Origin of the sequence: Cryobacterium tagatosivorans (assembly GCF_004402215.1) — a bacterium.
Lineage (GTDB): Bacteria > Actinomycetota > Actinomycetes > Actinomycetales > Microbacteriaceae > Cryobacterium > Cryobacterium tagatosivorans.
Map to the genome: position 1 here is coordinate 56,980 of NZ_SOEZ01000075.1, position 18,257 is coordinate 75,236.

11 protein-coding genes are annotated in these 18,257 nt (G+C 60.2%); 7 read left to right on the forward strand and 4 right to left on the reverse strand.

All coding sequences use genetic code 11. The features are described from left to right. Positions 1–18 precede the first annotated feature (18 nt). The 3 genes from nrdE to E3O23_RS15500 all read left to right on the forward strand — a co-directional run bounded on the left by nrdE (position 19) and on the right by E3O23_RS15500 (position 5,090). Entirely contained in the window at positions 19–2,124 is a 2,106-nt protein-coding gene (nrdE, locus tag E3O23_RS15490) for a class 1b ribonucleoside-diphosphate reductase subunit alpha (protein WP_134492669.1), read from the forward strand. Positions 2,125–2,223: 99 nt separating this feature from the next. Continuing rightward, on the forward strand, positions 2,224–3,198 hold the full coding sequence (nrdF, locus tag E3O23_RS15495; protein ID WP_134492547.1) for a class 1b ribonucleoside-diphosphate reductase subunit beta: 975 nt from the start codon (positions 2,224–2,226) through the stop codon (positions 3,196–3,198). A gap of 455 nt (positions 3,199–3,653) precedes the next feature. Further along, on the forward strand, positions 3,654–5,090 hold the full coding sequence (locus E3O23_RS15500; RefSeq protein WP_166790538.1) for a pentapeptide repeat-containing protein: 1,437 nt from the start codon (positions 3,654–3,656) through the stop codon (positions 5,088–5,090). Positions 5,091–5,153: 63 nt separating this feature from the next. Here E3O23_RS15500 and E3O23_RS15505 read toward each other — a convergent pair whose 3' ends face one another. The 4 genes from E3O23_RS15505 to E3O23_RS18205 form a co-directional block, all read right to left on the reverse strand. Then, a complete protein-coding gene (locus E3O23_RS15505) occupies positions 5,154–8,243 on the reverse strand; it encodes a type I restriction endonuclease subunit R (RefSeq protein ID WP_134492551.1) in 3,090 nt (1,029 codons plus the stop codon). After that, positions 8,243–9,508 carry a restriction endonuclease subunit S gene (locus tag E3O23_RS15510; protein ID WP_134492553.1) on the reverse strand — a complete coding sequence of 422 codons (1,266 nt, stop codon included), beginning with the start codon at positions 9,506–9,508 and terminating at the stop codon, positions 8,243–8,245. The genes E3O23_RS15505 and E3O23_RS15510 overlap by 1 nt, the downstream gene beginning before the upstream one ends. 23 nt (positions 9,509–9,531) lie before the next feature. Continuing rightward, positions 9,532–11,496: a type I restriction-modification system subunit M gene (locus tag E3O23_RS15515; protein WP_134492555.1), complete on the reverse strand. Its 1,965-nt coding sequence runs from the start codon at positions 11,494–11,496 to the stop codon at positions 9,532–9,534. 258 nt (positions 11,497–11,754) lie between these two features. Further along, a complete protein-coding gene (locus E3O23_RS18205) occupies positions 11,755–12,111 on the reverse strand; it encodes a helix-turn-helix domain-containing protein (protein WP_166790539.1) in 357 nt (118 codons plus the stop codon). Positions 12,112–12,254: 143 nt separating this feature from the next. Here E3O23_RS18205 and E3O23_RS15525 point away from each other — a divergent pair, with 143 nt between their 5' ends. From E3O23_RS15525 to E3O23_RS15540, 4 genes are read left to right on the forward strand one after another with little or no spacing between them, the layout of a single operon-like run. Beyond that, positions 12,255–13,013, forward strand: a complete 759-nt coding sequence (locus tag E3O23_RS15525) for a TnsA-like heteromeric transposase endonuclease subunit (protein ID WP_134492559.1) — start codon at positions 12,255–12,257, stop codon at positions 13,011–13,013. A gap of 1 nt (position 13,014) precedes the next feature. Then, complete coding sequence (locus E3O23_RS15530) at positions 13,015–15,066, forward strand: DDE-type integrase/transposase/recombinase (RefSeq protein WP_134492561.1); 2,052 nt, start codon at positions 13,015–13,017, stop codon at positions 15,064–15,066. Beyond that, entirely contained in the window at positions 15,063–16,154 is a 1,092-nt protein-coding gene (locus E3O23_RS15535) for an ATP-binding protein (protein ID WP_134492562.1), read from the forward strand. Before E3O23_RS15530 ends, E3O23_RS15535 begins: the two co-directional genes overlap by 4 nt. Next, complete coding sequence (locus tag E3O23_RS15540; RefSeq protein ID WP_166790540.1) at positions 16,144–18,252, forward strand: zinc-ribbon domain-containing protein; 2,109 nt, start codon at positions 16,144–16,146, stop codon at positions 18,250–18,252. The genes E3O23_RS15535 and E3O23_RS15540 overlap by 11 nt, the downstream gene beginning before the upstream one ends. Positions 18,253–18,257 lie beyond the last annotated feature (5 nt).

An 18,257-nucleotide genomic window follows, 5' to 3' on the forward strand; every position in this document is an offset into this window, starting at 1 on the left:
TCGCCCGTTGGCGCGGAGATGGATTATCACTCCCTCAACGCCATGCTCAACCTGTACGGCCCGAACGGCGAGATCCAGTTCGACAAGGACCGTGAGGCCGCGCGGGAGTACTTCCTGCAGCACGTCAACCAGAACACGGTGTTCTTCCACTCGCTGCGCGAACGCCTCGACTACCTGGTCGAGAAGGAGTACTACGAGCAGGCCGTTCTCGACATGTACTCGTTCGAGTTCATCACGAAGCTCAACGACCTCGCCTACGAGAAGAAGTTCCGCTTCCAGACCTTCCTCGGCGCGTTCAAGTACTACACCTCGTACACGCTGAAGACCTTCGACGGCAAGCGGTACCTCGAGCGCTTCGAGGACCGCGTCGTGATGACCGCGCTCGGTCTCGCCCAGGGCGACGAGAAGCTCGCGGTTTCCCTCGTCGAGGAGATCATCGCCGGTCGCTTCCAGCCGGCCACCCCGACCTTCCTCAACTCGGGCAAGGCGCAGCGCGGCGAACTCGTGTCCTGCTTCCTGCTTCGCATCGAAGACAACATGGAGTCGATCTCCCGCGCCATCAACTCCTCGCTGCAGCTGTCCAAGCGTGGCGGCGGCGTCGCGCTGCTGCTCACCAACATCCGTGAGTCCGGCGCGCCGATCAAGCAGATCGAGAACCAGTCCAGCGGCATCATCCCCGTGATGAAGCTCCTCGAAGACTCCTTCAGCTACGCCAACCAGCTCGGCGCCCGCCAGGGTGCCGGCGCGGTGTACCTGCACGCGCACCACCCCGACATCATGCGCTTCCTCGACACCAAGCGTGAGAACGCCGACGAGAAGATTCGCATCAAGACGCTGTCCCTCGGCGTTGTCGTCCCGGACATCACCTTCGAGCTCGCGAAGAAGGACGAGGACATGTACCTGTTCTCGCCGTACGACGTCGAGCGCGTCTACGGCGTGCCGTTCGCCGACATCTCGGTCAGCGAGAAGTACCACGAGATGGTCGACGACCCGCGCATCAAGAAGTCGAAGATGAAGGCCCGCGACTTCTTCCAGACGCTCGCCGAGATCCAGTTCGAGTCCGGCTACCCGTACATCATGTTCGAGGACACCGTCAACGCGGCGAACCCGATCAAGGGCCGCATCAACATGTCCAACCTGTGCTCGGAGATCCTTCAGGTCGCCACCCCGACGACCTACAACGAGGACCTGTCGTACGACAAGATCGGCAAGGACATCTCCTGCAACCTCGGGTCGATGAACATCGCCCTGTCGATGGATTCGCCCGACTTCGGCCACACGGTCGAGACCGCGATCCGCGGCCTCAACTCGGTCTCCGAGCAGAGCCACATCTCCTCGGTTCGCTCGATCGAGGACGGCAACGACAAGTCGCACGCCATCGGCCTCGGCCAGATGAACCTGCACGGCTACCTCGCCCGTGAGCGCATCTACTACGGCAGCGAAGAGGGCATCGACTTCACCAACATCTACTTCTACACGGTGGTGTTCCACGCGCTGCGGGCTTCGAACAAGCTCGCGATCGAGCGCGGCCGTGCCTTCGATGGTTTCGAGGACTCGACCTACGCATCCGGCGCCTTCTTCGACAAGTACACCGACCAGGCCTGGACGCCGGCGACCCCGCGGGTCTCCGAGCTGTTCGAGACCTCCGGCGTGGCGATCCCGACCCAGGCCGACTGGGCCGAGCTGAAGGCATCCGTCATGGAGCACGGGATCTACAACCAGAACCTGCAGGCCGTGCCGCCGACCGGGTCGATCTCCTACATCAACAACTCGACCTCGTCGATCCACCCGATCGCCTCGAAGATCGAGATCCGCAAGGAAGGCAAGCTCGGCCGCGTCTACTACCCGGCGCCGTTCCTCACGAACGACAACCTGGACTACTACCAGGACGCGTACGAGATCGGCGCCGAGAAGATCATCGACACCTACGCGGCTGCTACCCAGCACGTCGACCAGGGCCTGTCGCTGACGCTCTTCTTCAAGGACACCGCGACCACCCGCGACATCAACAAGGCCCAGATCTACGCCTGGCGCAAGGGCATCAAGACCATCTACTACATCCGTCTCCGCCAGCTCGCGCTGGAAGGCACAGAGGTGGACAATTGCGTCAGCTGTATGCTTTAAGGCGACAGCCTTAACGTATGCACCGGTGGTCGAGCTTGTCGAGACCACGAATGCCGATCTCGACAAGCTCGATTTACGAACCACTGAAGGAAGATACCCATGATTGACAAGCTCAAGCTCGTCTCCCACGTTGACGCGATCAACTGGAACAAGATCGAAGACGAGAAAGACGTCGAGGTCTGGAACCGCCTCGTCAACAACTTCTGGCTGCCCGAGAAGATCCCCCTCTCCAACGACGTGCAGTCCTGGAACACGCTCACCCCGGTCGAGCAGCAGCTCACCATGCGCGTGTTCACCGGGCTGACCCTGCTCGACACGATCCAGGGCACCGTCGGCGCCGTCTCGCTCATCCCCGACGCGATCACCCCGCACGAGGAAGCCGTCTACACGAACATTGCGTTCATGGAGTCGGTGCACGCGAAGAGCTACTCGTCGATCTTCTCGACCCTGGCTTCCACGAAGGAGATCGACGAGGCGTTCCGCTGGTCGACCGAGAACGTGAACCTGCAGAAGAAGGCCTCCATCGTGATGGAGTACTACCAGGGCGACGACCCCCTCAAGCGCAAGGTCGCCTCGACCCTGCTCGAGTCGTTCCTCTTCTATTCGGGCTTCTACCTGCCGATGTACTGGTCGAGCCGCGCCAAGCTCACCAACACGGCCGACCTCATCCGCCTGATCATCCGGGATGAAGCGGTGCACGGCTACTACATCGGCTACAAGTTCCAGAAGGGTCTCGAACGGGTCTCCCAGGAGCGTCGCGACGAGATCAAGGACTACACGTTCAACTTGATGTTCGAGCTCTACGAGAACGAGATCCAGTACACGCAGGACCTCTACGACGAGGTCGGCCTGACCGAGGACGTCAAGAAGTTCCTGCACTACAACGCCAACAAGGCGCTGATGAACCTCGGCTACGAGCCCATGTTCCCGAAGTCGGTCACCGACGTGAACCCGGCGATCCTGTCGGCCCTGTCACCGAACGCCGACGAGAACCACGACTTCTTCTCCGGGTCCGGCTCCTCGTACGTCATCGGCAAGGCCGTCAACACCGAAGACTCGGACTGGGACTTCTAAGGAGCAGCGCAGCAGCCCCTGGGCGCACTGTGAGATACCGATGCAGTTGGCCAACGTTCCAAGATAGTTGTCACAAGTTTGATTGCGTGGCCAGTGTGACAACTATCTTGGAACGGTCCAACTACGCGAAGAGTGTGAGTTCAGCCCTCGTCAGTGCTGCCAGGGCTATGCCAACGGACCCGGGCTCGGGCCATTTGCCAACCGCGTGAATCGAGCACGGCGGCAGATTCAGTGTGAGCGTCGGTGAGGGCGAGCAACGTTGGCCTGTGACCTCATCGCGGCGCCGTAAGCGCCGCTCATCCAGCTAGACAAGAACGCTCGTATCCATCATCGGCTGAGCAGAACGATAACCGTGACGAAAGGGGCTCTCGATGAGGTCAGCACTTGGCCATCGAGCAACTGCGGGTTGGGTGTGGAGCATCCGGTGGGCTTTGTTCCGAACCGCCATCGGAGTCGTGATCCTGGGTGTGTTTGTTTTTCCGGCGCCCATTGCCCGCGCGCTGTCCGCTTCAGGTGCCATGGATCTCCCTGCAAGCGCCGCTCACCTGCGGTTTTGGGCACTTGCCGGTTGCCTTACTAGTTTTGTAGCCATAGCGGTTGCGCGCAAAGCACGCAACATCCTGAGGAAGCCGGGTGGCAAGTATTACGTCACTGATTTCCTGAGGAGCGGACGGTGGGTGCGCTGGGCGCTTGCCCTCGTTTTGCTCATTTTGCTTCTGGCCGCCGAGCCACTTGTTTCATGGCAGTTTCCAGAAGTTAGAGGCGGCGGGGCGCAGGCTGCCGTCGATGCCCTGCGACTAGGAGTCCTACTGTGCGGGGGAGGGCTTCTCGCAATCTCTGTCGCCTCCGGGTTACGGCTCAGGTATCCGTCAGGTCGCTGGCGCATGACGAGAAAGGGCTACCTGGTTTGCGCCTCTGCCGCTGTGCTGGCTGCACTTATCGTGGCTTTCGTTTTCCCCGTCCAAATCGTCACATTCCAAATGCCCGGCGTGACTGGCTCGGTCCGCGAATCGGCCGTGGCGAATTTTCGCCAGTCAGTCCTGTGGTGTGCTGGTGGCGTCATTGCCCTGGTCACTCTGTACTTGACCTTCACGCGGCAGGAACTCGACCGGGACTCCAACCGGACTGATCGTTTCACGGCAGCGATTGACCACATCGGGGATCTCGCGAGCGTGGCTACTCGCATTGGTGGGATCCACGCTCTGGGGCGCCTGGCCGCCGATTCGACCCGTGATCGGGATACAGTGGCGCTGGTTTTGGCCTCGTTCATTAAGCATCAATCAGACAATCTGGCCGTGGCGGCTCCCGGAAGTGGAAGTCCACTCCCCGTGGACATTCGAGTAGCGCTCCAAGTGGTCTCTGAACTCACAACGTATTCTGGCCCCTATATTGAAGGAATCGATTTTTCGAACCGCGATATGACTGGGATCGAAGTAAGCCATCTTCGTCTCATGTATCCAGTCTTGACTGGAGCGAGGCTGCACAGAGCCCGAATCGGTGAATCTCACCTCCTGTCAGCGAACATTGCTGGGGCGGACTTCTCCGACGTGACGTGGGACAGTGCCCACATGTCGTACGCAGAGGCGGCGTCGGCGAACTTCAAGGATTCGCAACTCCAGGGGGCTTATTTCCTGTGTTCGAAATTCGAGAATGCGAACTTCGAGGGCGCCAATCTGGCCGGCGCCATTCTGCAAGAGGCTGACTTTAGAGGCGCCAATCTCCGGGAGACGATCCTCGATGAGGCCGACCTCAGCGGCACAAACCTGAGCGGAACTGTCGGATGGGAGCATTCGCAACTCGAAAGTGCCGGATACTGGGACCATGCCACTCAATGGCCAGAGGGCTACCAGCCCCCTTGGCCCACGAAGTCGCATCCGGACTGTATGGCGTGACGCCCGATTGCCACGGTCACACTCCTCCCCTTCGAGGTCAAGCACACTCCCTTACTGTTCGATTTAGGCTGCGCCGGCGCGCCCGTGCTTTCCGTAGAACTCGCGTGCAAGCAGCTCAAGTATCGCCTTCTGGATCTTCTTGCTGCCGAGCACCTGCTCGCTCATGGAACGGAAGTTCTCATCTGAGGCGATAACCGCATCTTGGAATGCCTCGGTCAGATCGGGGCTGCCCAAGAATTGTTCTAGGGTGTTCGCCTTCGCCTGTCCACGCAGCACTGAGTTCTCAGCGAACTTGCCGCCAACGTATCCGGTGAAGCCGACGAGGTCGTTTTCGGTCAGCGCATCGCCTTCGAAGAGCGTGTTCATTTTGTCTATGACTTGACGCAGACGAACGAACTCCGGATCCATAGCGGTGCCCGAACCCGCGGCCGAGAACGGCTTGAGCGGGTCGCCGTCATCTGAGAGTTGCAAATCCTCGGCCTCTTCCGGTCGAAGGCTGTAGTGCGTCAGTTTGACCCCGGAGAGGTCGATCGAGCGGTCGCGGTTCTCGCTGCTGATCAGTGGTGCGAGCAACCGGTAGAAAATCGATCGCTTCTCGAGGCCAGTGTCGTGGTAGTTGATGAGTTGAGAGAGGAAATCGTACGCCCGGATGAATGAGTTCAGATCGCTGCGGAAGAGTTCCAGCTCCTCAAGACGCGAGGCATCTGCAGCAGCGACCGCGGCAGCGTACTGGCCAGCAAAACGCTGCTTAGCGGGAGTCAGCCACGAGGTGAGTATGTTGTTGCCCTGGTCGAACACCCACGCCTTCGCGGCGCCATCGACTTCGGACTCTTCGTAGATAAGGGCCTGGTCGAGTTTGTTCTGCAGGTCGTGGATGATGTTCGGGTCGGAGACATCGGCGAGCGATGCTTGCCTGTAATACGGAAGGAAGGCCGCGAGGATTTCCTGTGGATCGTTGACGAAGTCCAAAACGAATGTTTGGTCTTTGCCCGTTGCGGTGCGGTTGAGCCGTGACAAGGTTTGCACGGCGGTCACTCCGGACAGCTTCTTGTCCACGTACATGGCTACGAGCAACGGCTGATCGAACCCAGTCTGGTACTTATTGGCCGCCAACATGACCTGATAGTCGCCACTGGCAAACGCCTGAGGGAGGCTGCGTCCCTTGAGACCTGGATTCATTGTGGCTTCGGTCACGGACAGCTCGCCGGCCTCCAGATCCGTCACCTCACCGGAAAACGCGACGAGCGCCTGCAGCCCAACGTACCCACGGTCCTTGACGTACTTGTCGAAGGCTCGTTTGTAGCGCACGGCCTCGATGCGACTGCCGGTTACGACCATGGCCTTGGCTTGCGCGTTGAGGCGCCAGGCAATGTTGTCGCGGAAGTGTTCGATGATCACAGCGACCTTCTGCGCGATATTGTAATCATGGAGTTTCACCCACCGCATGATGTCCTTGGCCGCCTGGGTCTTATCGACCAGCGGGTCTTCGCTGTCGTATTCGCGACCGTTGTGCGCGAGTTTGAACGCGAGTTTGTATGGTGTGTAATTCTGTAGAACGTCGAGAATGAACCCCTCCTCAATGGCCTGCTGCATCGTGTAGACATGGAACGGGTGCGGCAACCCGTCGTCACCAAGGCGCCCGAACAGCTCCAAGGTCTTCGCTTTCGGGGTGGCCGTGTATGCGAAGAAGCTGATGTTGGCGGCGGTCGCCTTCTCGGCCATTTCTGCGGCGAGCAATGCTTCAATATCGATCTCGCCCCCATCTGCCAGGTCGGCGAGTTCGTCTGGCGAGAGCACGTGCTTAAGCTGCGCGGAGGTGTTGCCGGTTTGCGATGAGTGGGCCTCGTCGGCAATGACTGCAAAGCTGCGACCGACGAGCGCCCCGGATGTCCTAATCGCCTTGAGCGCGAAGGGGAACGTCTGGATCGTGACGATGATGATCTGCGCGCGGTCGGTGAGGGCCTTCGTCAACGCTGCGGACTTCGAGTCCGCGCCGCCGCGCGTGATCGGGACCACTACCCCGGATTTGTGGTCGATCTGGTAGATCGCGTCCTGCAACTGGTCGTCCAGCACGGTGCGGTCGGTGACAACGATCACAGAGTCGAACATCTTCTTGCCGGCCGCATCGTGCAGTGAGCTCAGTTGGTGGGCTGTCCAAGCAATCGAGTTCGTCTTGCCCGAGCCGGCGCTGTGCTGGATCAGGTACCGATGTCCAGGGCCTTCCTCGCGAGCGGCCTGCACTAGCGAGGTCACTGACTCCCATTGGTGGAATCTGGGGAACAGCAGGGATTCCCTCGCAGACACCTCGCCGGTCACGGCGTCCGTTTCTTTCCAGGAGCTGGCGTGGAGGAACTTGCCAATGATCTCTAGCCAAGAATCTCGCTGCAAGACCCGCTCCCATAAGTATGAAGTAGGCGAGCCGTCGGGGTTCGGGGGGTTTCCCTTGCCGCCATCATTTCCCATGTTGAATGGCAGGAAAGTAGTCTTTTCCCCGTCGAGCCGAGTACTCATCCACACTTCTGAGTTGGAGACGGCGAAGTGGACCAGTGCCCTGTTTCCGAAGCCGAGAAGCGGCTCTCTCCTCTTGGTGACAAGGTCCTTCGGGGTGCGGTCCTTCCGGTACTGGATGATTGCATCCTCGACCGACTGCGTGAAATCCGTCTTCACCTCCATGGTCGCCACCGGCAACCCGTTGACGAAGAACACCAGGTCGAGGCTCTTCTGATTCGATGTCGAGTAGTGAACCTGGCGCATGACACGCAGTCGAACCTGGGCATAGCGCACCAGCGTGGCCGGATTCAGCTGCTGCGATGGGCGGAACTGGCACATATCAAACTGCGTCGACACGTCCTTGAACCCGTGTCGCAGCACGCTGAGCGTGCCGCCGCCCTGTTCAAAGGGCTTGTCGAGCACCTGGGTGAGACGGGTCAGCAGTTGCCTCCTGGCCTTCGCTCGAAGCGGCTCGGGGTCGGACGTCTTGATCCGCTGGGCGAGCGCGGAGCCCTGGGTGTCCTCCAACCAGCCGAATACGTCGTCTGGGAAGAGTGCCAGCTCTCGGTCGTAGCCCGTGTCATCCGTCGAATACTCCCACCCTGTGGCCGCCAGATAGACAGCCAGTTCATCCTCGAACCAATACTCGTTATGCTTATCCATCAGACGAGCCCCCTCACGTCGATCTTCCCCGTCACCGCTGCGCTGATCAGCGCCTGGCGCCGTTCTTTGAGTATGTCGATCATCTCGCGGGCCTTCGCTGCGAGCGTCGAATTCGCCTCCCGGGCTCCGTGGGCCTGAGCCACTGCATCTGTTTGTACTGCCAGAGTGGGTATCGGAATCACCACGTCTCGCACAACCTGGGTATTCAGACGTTGGCGAGTTGAGCCGCGACTCAAAGCACGGAATTGTGTCCGAGATTGCGGTGAAGACAGCACCCAACTTATATATTCGGCGGTAACTCGGGGCCCCGGACGCACCCGGTAGCAGTCAGCTTTGACGATTCCGGTGCCAAAAGTTTCTGGGACAATTGCTGCTCTACCAAGAGGCATCCGTTCGTCACCGAGGCCAGCCACCACGATGTCACCCGGTCGCATCGCATGCGCGCTCAATGACTGCGCGTACTCGAGGGGTACGAACGCTCGGTCAACCATCTTAAATTCATCTATCCCGATATTGCCCAGTCGTACAACGCTCGCGCCGCCGTCCGAATAGTGTGCGGATGTCAACGACGAGCCGAACGGGCCATCCACTATCGACTCGATGACTCGCCGCAAGGGCGCGCTCGGGAAGTCGCGCATCAAGTCGCTGACGGCTGAGGACCACCCCGCATCGAGCCGCTCGGCCAGCGTCTCGACCAACCGCTCCTGCTTCTCGATGAGCATGTCGATCTTCGCCGTCTGGACGCCCAAGTAGGCGACAATTTGATTCTGCTCAGCGACCGATGGAATCGGTAGCTTGATGTTCGAGACCTGCTGCGCATTTAGGTTGTTTTGTGTGTTGCTCCGGTAGAGGAACGGGAGCTGAGCTTTGGCACTCTTCAGCGCATAGAACAAAAACTGGGAACTCACCACCCCCTCTATCGGTTGGAGCCCCAGCAATGCTTGATTCCAAGTGGCGCGCATGGCTAGTTGAGATACCTCACCGACACTCGCATACATTGCGAAGAGGACTGTGCCTGCCTCGCCCGGAGTGAGGCGTGCCGCAGCGATGCCAGCGTCGGTCAAAGTCTTCGTCGTACTGACAACCGAGGCAGTCGTGCTCATGTCCGAAATTGCCACCCACCCTGTTCCAGACTCCGGTTCCGCCCAGTAGTCTCGGTTCTCGGTGTCAGGCGTCCCGCCCGCAATCATCTCGGCCACCAGCTTGATCGGCTTGACGAGCCAAGTGGCCGGCACTCTCCCCAGCCACTCGATGTCCGTATTCACGTATGCGTTATATGGCCTAGAGGTCACTTCTCGACCTCGTTCAGGAGCTCGGTGATCTCTCCAATGAGCTTGTTGAGGTCTGCGTCGATCTCATCGAGAGGGCGTGGTGGGACGTAAGTGTAGAAATATCGGGTGAAAGGGATCTCATAGCCGATCTTCGTCTTCGATTCGTCAATCCAAGCATCCGGCGCATGCGGAAGCACTTCGCGGGCAAAATATTCGTGGATGTCCTCGCCGAGGGGCACGTTCTCGGTATCGCGGGCATCCGTGTCGGGCGTGGTGTTCCCTTTGGCATCCGTAACGAGCGGGGCTGAATCGTCGCGCTCCGAAAGGCCCGTGAGGAGGGCCTTCAACTGGGGAGCGGTGAGGAGGACGCCGGCAGTCGAGGTGTGCTGCTTCACCCTTTTCGCAAGAGCAGCCGCATCTGTCACCGGCTTGGTTTCGACGGGTTCCGCCAGTGCGGCGAAGAGCGCCTGGCGGTCCGCATCGGTGAGCTTGACAAAAGCCTTGGCCTTTAGTGCAGTCCCAAGACGTTCAGGTGTAAGTGCCCAGTTAAGGCGCAGCGGGCGCGCCACCGTAATAGTGCGGTAACCGAAGTGCTCGTTCTTGAAGGTCTTGGACAAGTCTGACTCTTCGGCACCCCCGTAGAGCTGCACGATGCGAGCGATGTCCTGGGGACCGAGTTCCTTGCGTTTGGAGCCGAGAGTTTTGCGCATTTTGTGCGAGAAGCTGGTGCCGTCGATCAGCTGCACAGTGCCGCGACGTTCCGGCCGCTTGTCGTTGTCGATTATCCACAGGTAGGTGGCGATGCCGGTGTTGTAGAACATGTCGGTTGGCAGGGCGACGATTGCCTCGAGGAGATCGTTTTCCAGCAGGTAGCGGCGGATCTCTGACTCGCCGGAGCCCGCCCCTCCGGTGAATAGCGGGGAACCGTTGAGAACGATGCCGGCGCGGCCGCCACCCTTGACCTTCGGACGTAACTTCTTCACCAGGTGAAGCAGGAACAATAGGGACCCGTCGGATACGCGTGGAAGTCCGGGTCCGAAACGGCCCTCAAAGCCGTGCTCCTCGTGTTCCTTGAGGACGGCTGGCTTCTGCTTGTTCCAGTCAACGCCGAAAGGTGGGTTCGAGAGACAGTAGTCAAAGGTTTCGCCAACGAGTCCATCGTCGGTAAGAGTGTCACCGAGCACGATGTGATTTATGTCCTGACCTTTGATGACGAGGTCTGCTTTGCAGATGGCGTAGGACTCGCCGTTGATCTCTTGGCCGTACATGACGAGTCGGGCATCGGGGTTGTGGCCGAGCAAGTACTCATCGGCGACAGACAACATGCCGCCGGTTCCGGCGGTTGGGTCGTAGATCGAGCGCACGACACCCTTTTCGCTGAGCGCCTCGTCGTCGGCAATGAACAGCAAGCTCACCATCAGTCGGATGACTTCACGCGGGGTGAAGTGTTCGCCGGCTGTTTCGTTCGAATTTTCTGCGAACTTGCGGATGAGTTCTTCGAACATGAGGCCCATCTCGATGTTCGACACCTTCTGTGGGTGCAAGTCGATGGCTGCAAAGCGTTGAGTGAGGAGGTAGAGGAGATCCTCGGCATCCAACTTCTCGATCTGTTTCTCGAATTCGAAGCGCTCAAAGATGTCTCGGACGTTTTCTGAGAAGCCGTGGAGGTAGTCGACCAGGTTCGCCTTTATCGATGCCGAGTCGCCAACCAGGGACTGCAGGGTGAAGGCCGACGTGTTGTAGAAACTATTGCCGGATGCCTTGGTTAGAAACACTGCAGCGGCCGGGGAATCGCCGCGCTTTCTCAGCTCGTCGAGTACAGCTTGCTTCGTCGGGTCCAATACACAGTCGAGGCGGCGCAGGATCGTGAACGGAAGCACGATTGCCCCGTACTGGTGCGGCTTGTACGGCCCACGAAGGAGGTCGGCGATGGACCAGATAAAGTTCGCGTTGTTCTGCTGTGAGACTGCCTGCTGCGTCATTACGGGAATAGCCAATCGACTTGTTGGCGCCGCCCGACGCGGCCCCAGCTTCGACTCTATGGCTTGAGGCTGGAACACATCCCGCGACGCAACGTCGCAATTCAATGCCATCCACGGTGACGGTCGCACCAGAGAGTCGGTGGACGTGATGGCTACGTTGCTGTTTGGAAGCCGCAGAGAATCCAGACATGGTGGCCTCGCGAATAGCGACGCCGATTACAGGCACGGTCTAGGCGATGTTCTCTAAGGCGGGAGGCTTCAGTAGTCGTCGCCGTCCCACGCGCGAACGGGGCTCTCTGGCAGGGGACCGAGGATGCCTCCGAGGATCCGTTCGGATTGGGCGAGGTCTTCGAGTCGCATCACGGCCTCACCCCTGAGCACTTTCGACATCCGGTCGTAACCGACACCGGCGGTGTCGGCATACGCCGTGAGCGTCATTTTCTTCTTCCGAAGCATCCTGGTGATTCGCGCGGCGTATATGTGCTGAAGCCAAGCAGCTTGGACTCGGTCTTGCACGAACGCACTCGCCGGCAGAATCCATTCGATGATTGCGGCCTTTCCGAATGCACCTGGCTCGTGGGTGTACGCACGCGGGCGAAATCGGGGATCAGTCATGGTCAGAGCATAGCGAACCACCCAATCCGCCTACCAATAGCCAAAACGCGTTAACGAGACTTTTTCCAGCTATTTTGATGAAATTGGGCGCGATTCGGGACAAAAAGCGTCGCGGGCATTAGGGTCCCGCGCATGAACTAGGCATGACACTCAATAACAGGAAACGACCGGACGGTTTCAAGAACGTCACCACCATCGCCAAACGGGACGTTCTCGTTTGGACGGATGCCACGGGCAAGCCTCGGCACGCGACCGCGGACAAGGGCGCCACCAAGCTGAACCTCCATACCGCGCGGCTGTCGCGGCAGGCGGCGAAATATCAGCACCGCCGCCACTACGAGGGCTACTACTGGTTTGCACGGACCGGCAAGCACGTTTGGTACGAGTCCATGACCGAGTACACGGCGCTGATGTGGCTTGACTACCAGCACCCGGTTCGGGCCATTGCGGCCCAGCCCATGTGCATCTTTTTCGCTGACGGTACGCGCCACTACCCGGATTTCTTCTCGGTCCACGACGACGGTTCACAGGTCCTCTACGACGTGCGGCCGTTAGAGCGCATCGATGAAAAGGCCGCAGTGCAATTTGGTAAGACCAGGGAATTGTGCAAGAAGACGGGATGGCGTTACGAGGTGTTCGCGGGAGTACACCAAGTCGTCCGTCACAACCTCGAGTGGCTTGCGGCGTACCGGCATCAACGGTGCTCGCCGGATGGCGTGCTGTCGGAGCGAGTCCTTTCGTTCCTGACGGAGGCCCGTCCCCTCGCCGACGTGCTCCGGCTCCTGGACTTGAAATCCCCGGCTAGATACCTCCCGCAGCTCTACCACATGATGTGGACCCGCCACATCTGCTTTGACATCGCACAACCGCTGTCCCCCGCAACCCCTATCTGGAAGGCCTGACATGCACAAGATTCGAAACCTGCAGCTCGGTACCGTGGTGCGCTTGACTACTGGGAACCACACGCTCGCGGGGGTCAACGGTGGCCTCCTGAAGTTCCGCAATGTGGACACGGGCGAATACAGCGTCACACCAATCAGCGAGATGCCGTTGATGCTGGAGGAACCGCTTGAGGCGCTCGCCGTTGAGCCTCGAGACCTTGACAAGGTCTCGGGACAGGGGCGCGCCGATGCTGAATTTCTTGCTCTTCACATTCAGGAGGTGCTCGTGGGCAGGCGCACGGATGGTTCGGAAGACGAGCCTCGCGAGGAGTACGACCCGAAGCGAACGAGCCTGTCCCAGCGGATGACTGCAAAGACCGTCGAATTGGCGTCGCTTGGGAACGGCATCTCCATGCGCACGCTCCGGCGGCGCATTGCCGACTACCGGACGTCGGGCACGGCTGGTCTTGTCGACCAGCGCAAGCTCCGCAAGCCGAAGCCTCTGGCCAAACTCGACGCCCGCGTCTTGGAGGCACTGCGCATTGTCATTGCCCGAGAGAAGAACGCCTCATCAGGGTCGGTCGAGCGCATCACAGAAAACCTGCGCGAAGAGCTCCTGAGGCGCTTCCCTGGCGAGGGCGTTGCCGTCCCGCCTCACACGAGCCTGTGGCGCTACATCAACATCCTGACCAAGGGGCAGTACACCTTCGGAAACGCCGCCAACCGCCGGTCGAAAGCCAACGCCCCAGACCGGATGTTCGAGAGCCGCCCCGCGATTATGCCCGGACACGAAGTTCAAATCGACTCATCGCCTTTCGACATCATGGTCCTCAACGGAACCGGCAAGCCGAAACGAGCAGTGCTCACCATCATGGTCGACAAGGCGACGCGGTCCATCATCGCAACTAGCGTCGTCATGAAGGCATCGAAGGGAGTCGACCACGCGCTGCTCCTGGCGAAGGCAGTCGTTCCTCGTCCCCTTCGACCGGGCGGCGAGCACTTCACCAAGTACGAACTGCCCGTGATGCCCTGGGCGAAGCTCCTCGAGCCGGAAGAGGCCGCACAGTATGAGACTGCGCAGCCGTTCATCGTTCCGCAGCGCATCATGACCGACAACGGGTCTGACTACGTATCCACAGTCTTCCGCGCTGCCTGCGAGCAACTCGGGTTCGACATCACGGAGTCGTCAACATACACCCCCACGGACAAGGCCATCGTGGAACGGACCTTTGGCTCCATCAAGACCATGTTTGCCCAGCACCTCCCGGGTTTCACGGGGGGAACTGTCACGAACCGGGGCACCAACCCTGCAGCCGATGAGGGGCTGCTGGACATCTACACTCTCAGCGAGCTGTTCGACCGCTGGGTGACTCTCGTCTGGCAGAACCGTCCGCACGAGGGCCTGCGTGACCCTATCGAGCCGAGCATCGTGCACACGCCGAACTCGATGTACATGGCCATGTTCGAGCTGACTGGATATGTGCCCATCCCCTTGACCGCCGACGACTATATCTCCCTGATGCCGGTGAAGTACATCACCATCCAAGCCGACGGAATCACGCTCGATTACCGGCGCTACGACTCAGTACTCCTGCACCCCTACCGCCTCTTGAAATCCTCCGACGCAGCTCACAACGGTAAGTGGGCGGTGCACTATGACCCGTACAACCCGGGCGCGGTCTGGGTGATGGACCCGTTCACCGAGTTGTGGATTGAATGCTCGTGGATGAACGGAGATGCGTTCTCTAAACCGTTCTCCCGCCACATCCGAACTGAAGCGAAGCGAATCCTTGAGGACATGGGGATGACCGGTGACTCCAGCATGCTGCGGCTGACGCAAGATGTGCTCGCATCGACCAGGGCAGCCAGAACGCAGATGGACGACGAGGCCGAACGCAACAAGGTCGCCGAACAGCGGAACGAACTCAGCGGAATGCCTGCGCCGGTGCTGATGTCAGCAGCGGAAGCGACGGACGAAACGGCGTACGAGGTTCACGGCACTGCCGCGACTCCCATCGATGAGCGGGACTTTGACATTCACGGCACCACCGGCAACAAGGCGGTGTCGAGTTGAAGCTCTTCTCTGACGACGACATTCTGCAGCTTGACACGGTTGACGGTCTTCTTGAATACCTGCGTCATCCAGCGGTTCGACCGACCATGCCCACGATGGAAGCCTATGTGGCCATGTCGGAAGAGGAACGGATGGGCATTGACGACCTCCGCCTTGACTATCTCGGGAGCGACGTGGTGATTTCAACTCCGCAGGTACTGGCCATCGAGGAAATGGTCCTGTTTGCCCTCCGGTACAACCGAAAGCGGCACGTCGGCCGTGTCGGCACCATGATTTCAGGGCGACCGACAATGGGGAAGACAACTGCCGCGATTGGCGCCATGCGTGCCGTGTTCGACAAGTATGAGAAGGAAGTCCCAGACTGGGAAAAGCGCAATCACATCCCGGTTGTGTGCATTGACGTTCCTGCCGGCACGACACCGAAAGCCTTGATGTCTCGCTTTGCGAGGTTTCTGGGGCTGCCGGTCGGCACCCGAGACTCGAAGGAGGACATCGAGTACCTCGTCGTACGTCACCTCAACGCGGCGCGGACCAGGCTCGTTGTCGTTGACGAATTGCAGAACCTCAGCGGCAAGAATCTCGCGAGTGTAGGAAGCGCTAGCATGCTGAAGGACCTCACGAACAGCGTGCATGCGACGTTTCTCTACACCGGATTCAATATCCACGAAGGCGACATGATGTCCGGTATTTGTGGCCAGCAAATCGCGGGCCGCGCATCCCACGCCGTGCTGCAGCCCTACACCGTCGGAAATCCGGAAGAACGGAAAGCATGGCGGTCCATCGTGGCCTCGTTCGAGAACGAATTGCTGCTCTACAGCCACAAACCCGGCGACCTCGCCATTCCGGAAGCAGATTACCTGTTCGACCGGACACAGGGAAATATCAACTCGCTCGCGCGGCTCCTTATGGGCGGAGCGCAGGACATCCTCTTCGAGAGTCCCGGACCCCGGGCAGAGAAGTTGACCATTGAACGACTCGACCGAATCGAGCTGGACATCACCGCGACCCAGCAGTCAGAGGGATTGAAAGAAATCGAGCGCGCGAAGAAGAAGCAGCCCAATGCGAAGAAGGTGCCGCGTGCTGCATGACCTCAAGCGCCCACTGCCCATCCGAGCGCGTCCACTCCACAGGGAGACGGCGGCTAGCCATCTTGCGCGGCTGGTTGAGTCGAATTTCCTGACCGAGGACAAGGCCGCGCTGCTCGTGAGTGCCGTCGCCCACAACAACCCGGGGCTGTCGAGCTGCGAGGCGGTTGAACGCACCGCCGAGTGGAAGGGGGGACTGGACGAAGGGTTCTTCGAGCGCCACCGGACTGCCGTCCCATTGCATTCTGATGGCGCCACGTGCGAACGCTGCTTCACCGGGATCTCTGACCAGTACATGTGCCGGCTGTGTGCTGTGGGTGCAAGTGTTCAGCTGCACCCGCACCTCGACGGCAACGTATGCCTTCGTCACCACCTGTGGGTGGGACCAGGAACGGCGCCCGACGCCCAGTACCAGGTCGGTTCGGATGCCGTCGAAGCGGACGTCCTCTTTCGGAAACTCGTCCGGAAAGGTCGAATTGACGCCCCACTGCTCGCCGCAGTGACGGAGGCATTCGTGCTTCGCCGCGTGCGAGAGGGGAGCGCACTCGAGCTGGACGGCGCTGAGTACAGACTCCTCGTCCACGTGGCACGAGAGGTCACATCAAGAACCTTTATCGAGCGATTCTTCGCACCCGACCAGGCTTCCGCTCAGGCTCGAGCGACCCTCAACGCAGTTGTCAGCAGCATTGTCCACGAGGGCGCAGGCTGGGTGGTGGATTACCTGTGGAGCTACCTGCGTCCGATGATGCTCCGCGCGAGGGGTCGCGCCGAGACGGCCAGCGGCAACAGCGCATCCGCAATCCAGCACGACATCCGCACTAAGCATCCGGTCGGCGCCTCCGCGACGGCCTCACGAACGAGCGCCGAGCCCGTCGGGTACTACGCCGCACTCTTCGAACACACAGAACGAACCGACCACACAGGCCGCACGGCAACGTCAGGGAGCGACATCCCTGGATTCACGTGCGACCGAGGGCATCTTCACCCGGCAGGCACGGCTAGCGCGAGTAGCGGGGTGACCAGCTGTCCATATCGGCATGAAGGGGTGCAGCTGCGCACGGTCCTCGCGGAACTCGGCTGGGACATGGCCGGGAACCGCCGCGTGGACATGAGCAAACTTACGCTCGGGAGCCCGCTGAAGGCCACCTGGCGGTGTGCGTTTGGGCACAGGTTCGGGCAATCGGTGAACAACAGGGTCAAAGGCCGAGGCTGCCAGGTGTGCGCCGGACACGTGGTCGAATGGGGGAAGACCGGACTGCTCCTGACCGACACCGCCCTGTCGTTCGAATGGCACCATGAGCGGAACGGGACTCTTACCCCCGGGCGTGTTCTGGCCGGCTCGGGAACCTCGATTTGGTGGCTGTGCGTCAACGAGCATGCGTACCCGGCAACCCTGGATAACCGCGCCTCCGGCAAGGCGTGCCCAGTGTGCGCGAACCTGAAAATCGAGGTCGGCACGAACGACCTGGAAACCACACATCCGCGTGTCGCTGCAACCTGGCATCCGACGATGAACGGGGACAAGACGCCGCAGCATGTCGTGGCAGGGAACGGTCGAACCAAGTTCTGGTGGCTTTGCGATGAAGGTCACCCGTACGACGCACTCATCACTAATCGTGTGGCGGGGAAGGGCTGCCGATACTGCGCGAATCTGGAGCCGCTCCTCGGCTTCAACACGCTGGCTGACATTGACCCTGGGCTGTCGGAAGAATGGCACCCCACCAAGAACGGAACACGCACGCCCAGCACCGAGCTTGCAGGCAGCGGGAAGAAGGCGTGGTGGCTCTGCAACAACAAGCACGACTTCGAACAGGTCATTGTCAAACGCCGGGCCGGCCAGAGCTGCCCATACTGCGCAAACAGGAAAGTGTGGCCTGGGTTCAACGACGTTGCCATCCGCTACCCGCTGCTCATGCTGGATTGGGACTGGGCGACGAACGATGTCGAACCTTCCGAAGTCCTGCCCGGGAACACCAAACGCCACTGGCAGTGCAGGCACGGACACAAACAGCACCAGCCAGTCCCGAACCGCGTGAAGACCGGGGGGTGCACCAAATGCCCGCTGGCGGAACGGGCCGCGGCGGTCGACGGCAATGCCTGAAGCGC